This is a genomic window from Dankookia rubra, from assembly GCF_004355005.1.
In the GTDB taxonomy this organism is placed as follows: domain Bacteria; phylum Pseudomonadota; class Alphaproteobacteria; order Acetobacterales; family Acetobacteraceae; genus Paracraurococcus; species Paracraurococcus ruber_A.
Map to the genome: position 1 here is coordinate 1 of NZ_SMSJ01000156.1, position 7933 is coordinate 7933.

General features: G+C 63.2%; 7 protein-coding genes. 4 read left to right on the forward strand and 3 right to left on the reverse strand.

What is annotated here, in order from left to right:
* Positions 1-212 precede the first annotated feature (212 nt).
* The 3 genes from E2C06_RS34415 to E2C06_RS34420 form a co-directional block, all read right to left on the reverse strand.
* The gene (locus E2C06_RS34415) at positions 213-2387 is read right to left on the reverse strand and encodes a PAS domain S-box protein (protein ID WP_133293063.1); all 2175 of its coding nucleotides are present in this window, start codon (positions 2385-2387) and stop codon (positions 213-215) included.
* Positions 2388-2643: 256 nt separating this feature from the next.
* A complete protein-coding gene (locus E2C06_RS38185; protein ID WP_165982866.1) occupies positions 2644-3033 on the reverse strand; it encodes a hypothetical protein in 390 nt (129 codons plus the stop codon).
* Between the two features lie 1418 nt (positions 3034-4451).
* The gene (locus E2C06_RS34420) at positions 4452-4901 is read right to left on the reverse strand and encodes a MarR family winged helix-turn-helix transcriptional regulator (protein WP_165982867.1); all 450 of its coding nucleotides are present in this window, start codon (positions 4899-4901) and stop codon (positions 4452-4454) included.
* Between the two features lie 180 nt (positions 4902-5081).
* On the opposite strand from E2C06_RS34420, the gene E2C06_RS34425 reads away from it, so the two are divergent.
* The 4 genes from E2C06_RS34425 to E2C06_RS40530 all read left to right on the forward strand — a co-directional run bounded on the left by E2C06_RS34425 (position 5082) and on the right by E2C06_RS40530 (position 7887).
* Positions 5082-5354: a hypothetical protein gene (locus tag E2C06_RS34425; RefSeq protein ID WP_133293065.1), complete on the forward strand. Its 273-nt coding sequence runs from the start codon at positions 5082-5084 to the stop codon at positions 5352-5354.
* A gap of 999 nt (positions 5355-6353) precedes the next feature.
* Positions 6354-6542 (forward strand): hypothetical protein, encoded by a 189-nt coding sequence (locus E2C06_RS34430; protein WP_133293066.1) that lies wholly within the window; start codon positions 6354-6356, stop codon positions 6540-6542.
* Between the two features lie 464 nt (positions 6543-7006).
* On the forward strand, positions 7007-7570 hold the full coding sequence (locus E2C06_RS34435; protein ID WP_133293067.1) for a hypothetical protein: 564 nt from the start codon (positions 7007-7009) through the stop codon (positions 7568-7570).
* A 185-nt stretch (positions 7571-7755) separates the two neighbouring features.
* Entirely contained in the window at positions 7756-7887 is a 132-nt protein-coding gene (locus tag E2C06_RS40530; protein ID WP_277751917.1) for a hypothetical protein, read from the forward strand.
* The last annotated feature ends 46 nt before the right edge of the window (positions 7888-7933 follow it).

Genomic DNA, 7933 nt, shown 5'->3' on the forward strand with positions numbered 1-7933 from the left:
CAGCAGCTGGTCCAGCAACTCATCAGCGATGTGCGGCGCCTTCCGTCGAGCCATGGGGGAGCTCCTTCCATTCCCTCATGACCGGCAACACACGGAAATGCCGACAGTCCCCGTGCTCGATGAAATCGAGACCAAGCAGGCCATAAAATAGCTCCTGCAATCATCAGAGTTTGCTGGGGCCGCCCTGCAAGCCCTACGCCGGACCATGGCGCTCAAGCAGCGCTCGCTCTCCTTTCCGGATTTGCACTGGCCGATGCGGCTGCTTCAGCGCCCGCCAAGACCCGCGCCACTGGTACCGCGATCTCGACGACGAGACCGGTGCGCTCCCAGTGACGCTCCACCGTTCCGCCAAGCTGGCCCCGCACCGTGGCCTCCACCACCCGCGTGCCAAAGCCTCGACGAGCCGGCGGACAGGCGACAGATGGTCCCCCCTCTTCGGCCCAACGCAGCCGCAGGAGCCCATCCTCGCCCTTCCTTCGGCCCACAATCCAACGCACCTTGACCCGTCCGCCCGGGGTGGACAGCGCCCCATGCTTGGCTGCGTTGGTGGCCAACTCGTGCAGTACCATGGCAAGCGGCTGCACCGCAGGTGGAGCGAGGGCGGCCGGCGGCCCTTCGAAGGACACCATCGGCCCTCCTTTGACGCCGCTGGACCCCGCGCCGAAAGCAGCCAACTCCCGCTCGGCGACAGCGCGCAGGTCGGCGCCCAACCAACCACCTTCCGCCAGGAGTGAATGAACGCGCGCTAACCCGGCGACCCGCGTTTCTGCGGCGGCAAAGGCTCCGGGCTGGTCCCGCGGGGTGAGGCGCAGCACAGATTGCACGACAGCCAGGATGTTCTTCGCCCGGTGGTCCACTTCGCGTACCAGGATGTCCTGGCGTGCTTCGGTTGCTTTGCGAGCCGAGATGTCGCGCATAATCGCGGTAAAGAACCGCTCGCCCGCGGCATCTTGCCAATCAGAGATCGAGAGGTCGAGCGGCACCAGGGAATCGTCCTTGCGCTTCCCTTCAACCTCGCGGCCAACGCCGACCGCCTTCCTCTCGCTGGTCTGTAAGTATGTGGCGAGGCAGACATCGTGATGCGCGTCGTCGTCAGCACAGATGAGCGTAGCGATGTTCTGGCCGACTGCCTCTGACCCGGTGTAGCCGAAGGTGGCCTCTGCGGCGCGGTTGAAGGAAAGCATCGTCCCGCGCTCATCCGTTACCACGATTGCGTCCGCGGCGGTGTCCAGGATGGCGCGTAATCGCGCTTCCCCGACTGCCACCGCCTGAGCCTTTTCGCGGAGCGCCACATGCGCCTGCAATACCGCGGCACGCAGGCGCTCGAACTCCTGGACGCGCACTGGCGGTCCAGCGGGCATGATCTCGGCGGCGCCGCTGGTCGACGCGACGCGCTCCGCCTTCTGCGTCAGCCAGTCGACCGGCCGGAGTACCCGTCCGCCAATCCAGACTGCGACGGCCAGCGCCAGGACCACCGCAGCCATGCCGCCGATCGCCAGCATGGCGAGCGGGCCTCGCAGGCTCGCATGGTAGGTGGACAACGGCTCCGCGACGGTGACAAACCACCCTGCCGCGCCGGGAATGCGTCGGAAAGCCGTGACGATCTCAATGCCACTTCGGTTCGGGCCTCGCAGTGTGCCGGCCTCTCCCTCCTGAGCGCCATCTGTCACCCATCCGCGCACTGTCTGGCCGACGTAGCGCTCGGGTTCGGTGGAACGGGCCATAATCCGCCCATTCCCGTCGACGAGCGATGCATAGCCGCCGTCGCGGGACGCGTGCCCGGCCAACATTCGAGAGATGCGATCCGCTTCCAAGGCGATCCCCAGCGTGTAGGTGACCTGCCCATCCCTGATGACCGGAACATAGACCGGTGCAACCCATCGCCCGGTCACCTGACCACTCAGGAGGTTGCCGATGGCCGGGAGGCCGGTCTCCACGACCTGCCGCGCCATGTCGATCGATTCTCTTTGCTGCCGGTCAGCAAACTCGGCATCGGCCGGGAAATAGGTGTGCAGCAGCAGGGAGCCGCCCGGTGCCACCAAAAAGATGCGGGTGCTGAACATAGCGGCGACTTGCCGCGCTCGCTCGTGGAACGAGGCCAAGTCACCTCCGCGGTCGAGGTCGCGCGCAGTGGCGAGAGTGAAGAGTGCGAGGGTATGCGAGGCGATCTCGGTCTCGACTGCGCTCGCCAGCGCCTTGGCCGTACCTTCGAGCCGGTCATCGAAGGCTTGGCGGTAGCTGCCGACGGCCGCCCAGACGGCGATGCCGCCGACCGCGAAGGCTGGGAGGAGGGATGCAGCCACCAGTGCGACGATGTGCGCCCGAAGGCCCCTGAGTTTGATTTGCTTCAGAGGAAACGCGGGCAGGCCGTTTTCAGGAGATTGCATTACATGCCGGATAATCTACCAGCAGGCTATACATTGCAAGTTTAGATGCGGTTCCGATGCATTTGCCGCCGCACTTACCACCGTCACCTATCCCGCTTTCGACCTCGAACTCATCCTCCCGCTAAGTCACTCATGTCCTCGTCCCGGTTGGTCGATCCACTGTGGGCAACCCGTACCGGCGCAGGGGCGAGCCTCAAGGGTGATGGACGGAGCCGGCTTTTTGCCGCCTCCGTCATCCCTGCGCTTATCCAATCCGTCAGGCGTTCAGGAAGCCAAGACGCTGGATTTGGCAGTGCTGGCGCCACGCTACGGCTGCGGCGGATGCCAGCCGTACAGCGAGGGCACGTCGCTGTGCCTCCGACTGTGGAACCCCCTGGACCACCCAGGCCAGCGCCGTCTCGCCCGCAGTTAGCGCGTCCGCCGCAGCGCCCGCGTGAAGCAGACGAACGGAGGTATTCTTCAGGTCCGCGGTCATTTTGACCACCAGTGTTACGGCATGGCCGGACGTCGGTTGGTTCGCCAAGTGCTGACGCAGCAAGGGAGCGAAATGGACCGCAGCATCCCGTTCGGCTTGATCAAGGCTCGGTACCGCGCGCGGGAGATGTCGGCGGCTGAACCCTGGGATGGGGAGGGCATCGAGGGGCATGATGTAGTTTCCGGACTGGGGGGATGTCCAAGCCACGAACCGGCAGCCCTGGGGGGAGGCAGGCCACGATTCGCTCGCGGTATTATCCAATGAGGTGGTTTCTGCTTGAATAAATTAGCCGTGGGTTGCTGGGAGTTGCGAGCCAACGACACCGAAGCGGTCTCTCTGACGCTGGAGCGGCGCCAGCTGTCGCTCGGCAGAGAGATGATCACTGCTCCGCCGGCCCCGAGCGCTCTTCGCCTCGGCACCGACCCTGATGAGGCTCATAGGCTCGGGCCGGTGTAGTCGAAGCCGTTCTGCAACCATAGCGTGTGATGCCTGTTCTGAACCGGTGTAGATTCGGCGGGTGTCAGATGCCGCGACGGATTCAGTGCAATGTAGCGTTCTCTGAGCATGCCTTGGCGCCGGGCCGCGAAAACAGCCTTGTCGCGGCAAAGGAGAGCCCGACCGGTCGATCACGCGTTGCCCGCGACGCTGCCATTCATGCTGCGCGCAAGCTATACGCCGGAATGACGACCTACCAAGCAGCAAAGGACATGCAGCGCGATCTGCGCTCCTACCTGCGCGGTGCTGGCCGCGCGAGAGGTATCTCGACGAACTCTCAATTGGGGGCAGTGAGCTTCGCGCGGCGCTGCATCGGATCGCATGGACGAACGACGGTAGAGAGCTTTGTTGGCGGCGCATCTACGACATTCTCAGCAGCGGCCCGACGGGTGTGCGGTAAACCCTTAACACTCAGCGTTTCTTGCCGTGTGCAACCGAGGCTCGTCGTGGTCAGAGAGCCCGATGATTGGAAAGCCCGACGGGTCGCTCGGACGAAGACGTTCAATTGAAAGCGTCGTGAGACGACCCTTTTCAAACCAGTCACCATCACAACTTTTGCGTGTGCTACCGCGTTGCCGTTCGAAATACCTATTGCACCTTGGAGAAATTTGAGATTTCGCTTGGTGGCCCGGGGTTCAGTTCCAAGGCGTGACCTCAAAGCGGGATTTCTCGTCTTGCTAGCGAATCGCGCTCATCGGAGCGTCAGACTGGAACTTGCAGCTAAATCACGCGAAACGAAACCGTTCGTTCACACCGGTCGACAGACAGGGAGATTCGCGGTGATGAGTTCAAGTAGTATCGGAAAGCCCCTGCTTATGGCGCCAGAGGTCCGCGCCTTAGCCGAGGGCTTGTATGCCGGTGATTTGGAAGTCCTTTTGCTAACTGTACTCATGGCGCTGGATGAAAACCGTGTCCCGTGTTGCCAAGATGCGGCGAACCGGATTGTTGGCTTTCTGACGCGCCTGTCGAAATACGATGCGGACTTGCCACCTGAGTAACACTGTTGTTCGTATCGTTACCCTTCTACGGTACCTCCGATGCTCTCTCAACCCAGTTTGGCATCGAACGGCTGTCCTTCGTCGTCCCAAGCTGCTTCATTTCGGCCGACCTTGTTCGGCGGCGATGCTACGCAGTCCTTCCTTGATTGTCGCGGCTTGAGGGTGGCGGGCCAATAATGCAGCCTCATGGTGCTTTGCAGCCTCGACCAGCGTAGCGGCGAGGGCAGCCCCCTCGGTGGTGAGGGAGAGGCGAACGATACGATGATCCTGCCTATCGGGGCTTCGTTGAACCACGCGATCGCGCTCCATCCGGTCGAGCAACTTCGTCATGGTGGGTTGCTGAAGAAGGCACCGCTTTGCCAGACCGGTCACCGTCTCACCAGGGCGCTCCAGCAGAACCGCCATGACGCGCCATACAGGCAGGCTGACACCGCGCTCACGCAACTCCTCATCGAAGGCTCTTGAGGCGGCGACAGCCGCCAAAGTTAGCAGGTGCGGCAGGTAGTTTTCAAAGAAGCCGCTGCCTGCGGCCGACGATGCGGACATGACGACCAGCTTCCAAAACGCTCGTGTCGACCTTTCATCGAAATCTGGCCAACTTCCATCAAACCGCATGAGAGCAACGAAAATCTGATCCGCAGCGACCCAGCCCAGAATGAGGTTTTCGGCAACTTTCCTTTGCCAAAAGCCAGAGTGATCGTCGCATGGGACGGCTGAAGGACGGCAATGGCCCTGGTCAACTACATGGTTTACGTCAAGGCAAACGACGAGACCCTTATCTTCCGCCTCGACAAGGACGCGGGTGAGGCGATTCCGATCGGAGTTGAGACTGCGCCGGGGCGCATCGTCGAGTACGCGCGCTTACTAGAGGCGTGGGCCAACAAACAACCGATCCCGCTAGAGGGAACAGCGGCCGAACTCTTCGCCGGCATGCGTGAGGTCTGCCCGACAGGCGCGACAATCGCCATCAACGAGACCGAGGCCAGCATTTTGCATTGAAGCGCCCCTTTTGGCCGACGCTTCCTGAGCGTCGGGCACGATCAGGATGAGACGGCGTCAGTGGCACGGCCTCGTTGAGGAACCCACATTTTGAGCAAAGCATCAGGGGTCATTCTGCGTGTACTCACGCGGCACGGGCATGTAGAAGCCGAGCACTTGGGACACACGGAGGCCGGGCAGCGCCGCTGGCGCATCAAGGGTCTCATGGCAGCCGAGACCTTTGACGGTACGCCGGAGCAGGCCGTCGCAATCATGAAGCGACGCTTGGTGCAGCAGACCAGACGGAAAGCTGAACGGACTGAACCGCGACATTCAGTTCCACTTCGGTAGTTTTAGTGAGTGGGTCCGGCCAGCATATCGATCTGACGCTCGCCATCTTGGCCGGCGTGGGTTTCAGCCACGCCCGGAGGGGCGGGTAGGGGCATCCAATAGGTTGGCTCGCTGTCCAGGCAGGCCCCGCTGTAAGCCGTCGTCCACCCTGCCGCCCAGCATACGGCCACCACATCCTGCCGGATTGGAAGGCCGGCATTGGCCGGTAGGTAGGCAAGGATCGTGCGCCCGTCACGCGGCGCAGTATTGATCGGCTGCCATTTGTCCACCGGCCGTCTCCGTCCTCGGAAGCCACGTCAGAGTGGCCTCTGTCTGATACGCCGGCCGCTTGGGTTAGTTGCATACAAAGTATGAATTACCTGCTCGGTCTGCGTCACGACCTTGACTGTCGACCTGATTCGGTAACAGCGGAGCCGACTGCAATCGACATCCAGAAAGGTCGCAAGGGCGGTGGCGCATACGCCCTCGTACCGGGCGCTCGGCCCGGCAGGCAGACCGGCAGCGCTGGCGAGGGGCGTCGGGCACCCATTCGAGGCCGCCGCCTGAGGTGAGGCGCCCGAAGCACAGGCGGCGCAGCTATGCTGTCTCATCGTCTTCGTTACTGGACGTGAAATCTCAATCTTTGGTAGAAAATAGACCTGCAAACCCCTGTTCATTCGGAAAGCTGCCATGCAGGTTGGCCCCACCTTCGTCGAAGCTGAGTATATGCAGGCGCTCATCGAGATCGGGCGGCTTATAGCCTCCGATCCGGATTGCCGGGCCGCGGACGGGCAAAAGCTGGAAGGGCTGACCCGCCTCGCTGAGGCGTATGAGGCAGACCTCTACCTGCTGGACTTTGCCGATATCGAGGCTCCGTAACTGGCCGACGACCCGCCTCCAAGCCGTACAGCGTCCGGCATGGGGGACGATGTGACTCCCCGCCATGGCAGCCGGCGGAGCCTGCCGCCGTCGAGCAGCACGGGTGCTCTGGCAGTGCACCCTGCGATGTCCGACCACCATACGGGCCGCCGCCGTTCGGTGCTCAGCCGCTCCGCACGACTGCGGCCCGCCAAGGTGGTGGAGTACCAAGTCTTTGGGCTGAGGCCAGAAGTTACTGGCTCGGGACAATGCCGCCTTGATTGCCGAACTCCGGCACATCGCGCCCGCATCGGTGCCGGTCGGTTACGGCGGTCACCCGTCGCCGTAAGGCCATTGCTCCGGCCATCTCGGCGCAACACACCATTAAGCGCCCATGGCCTACGCTCGGACATGGACGGTTTAGCAACGACCACCCACACCTCTGCCGGGCCGGAACTGCTCACCCTGTCGCACCCTGTTCACTGATGGGCGGGGAAGAGTGCCGCGATCATCCGCTACGCCTTTCCTCAGCCGACGAGGGCGCCCCCTCACTGGTGTTCACAGCAGCCCAGTCGGACGAGATAGCGGCAGTTAGACAGACCTACGCGGCGCCGCCGCCCGACACCGTCGTGGCTCCCCGCCAGCAGGGCATCGATGCTCAGGATCAAGGGAAGGCTTCCGCGGTGCTGAAGCAAGACGCGCAGGCGGCCGAGGTGGTGCGATTGACCCAGGCGCTCCAGGACACGAAGCAGGTGCATGCCCTGGAAATCGAGCGCCTACGCGCTCAACACGCCGCCGAAATGCAGAAGTTGGTCGAAACTCTCTGGCAGGCACAGGACACAGCGCGGGCCGCATCGGCGCTGCCTGTGCGTGCCACAGAGACGCCGCCCCTGGAACCTCGACCGGTGGCCGAACTTCAGCCCGCAGCTTTGCCAGCGGGGCAGGCCCGGTTCATGGGCTGGGGAAAACTCTCATTTACCGGTCGGACCTGCGCCGCATTAGAGCGGATCGGCCGGCGATGGGCGACGGCCTTCCGGGCGTGGAGTTAAGTGCCACCCATCGCGGCTCGATAGTCAGGCAATGTCCCCTTGCTGCCTCGGCGCAGCTTAATCGTGACAATGAAATGCAGCCGCAGCGGCTCGCCGGGCCATACCGGCGTATGCCCGTCGCCAACTTCGGGTGCCGGTATGAGGCGCCCAAACCGCGTCTAGTCGGCCGCCGGCTGCGGAGGGACATGCGCGACCTCGCGCACGGTCCTGAGCAGGGCGTGGTGGTCCACCGGCTTGTGCAGAAGAGCAAGCGGGTGAGAGCGTCGGAGAGAAAATCCCTCAGGGAGCGGCTGGGTAATCTGGCCGCGGCGGCGTGAAATAGGAGCGCTGCCGAGCCTTTCGTCACGACGGCTGACGGAAGGC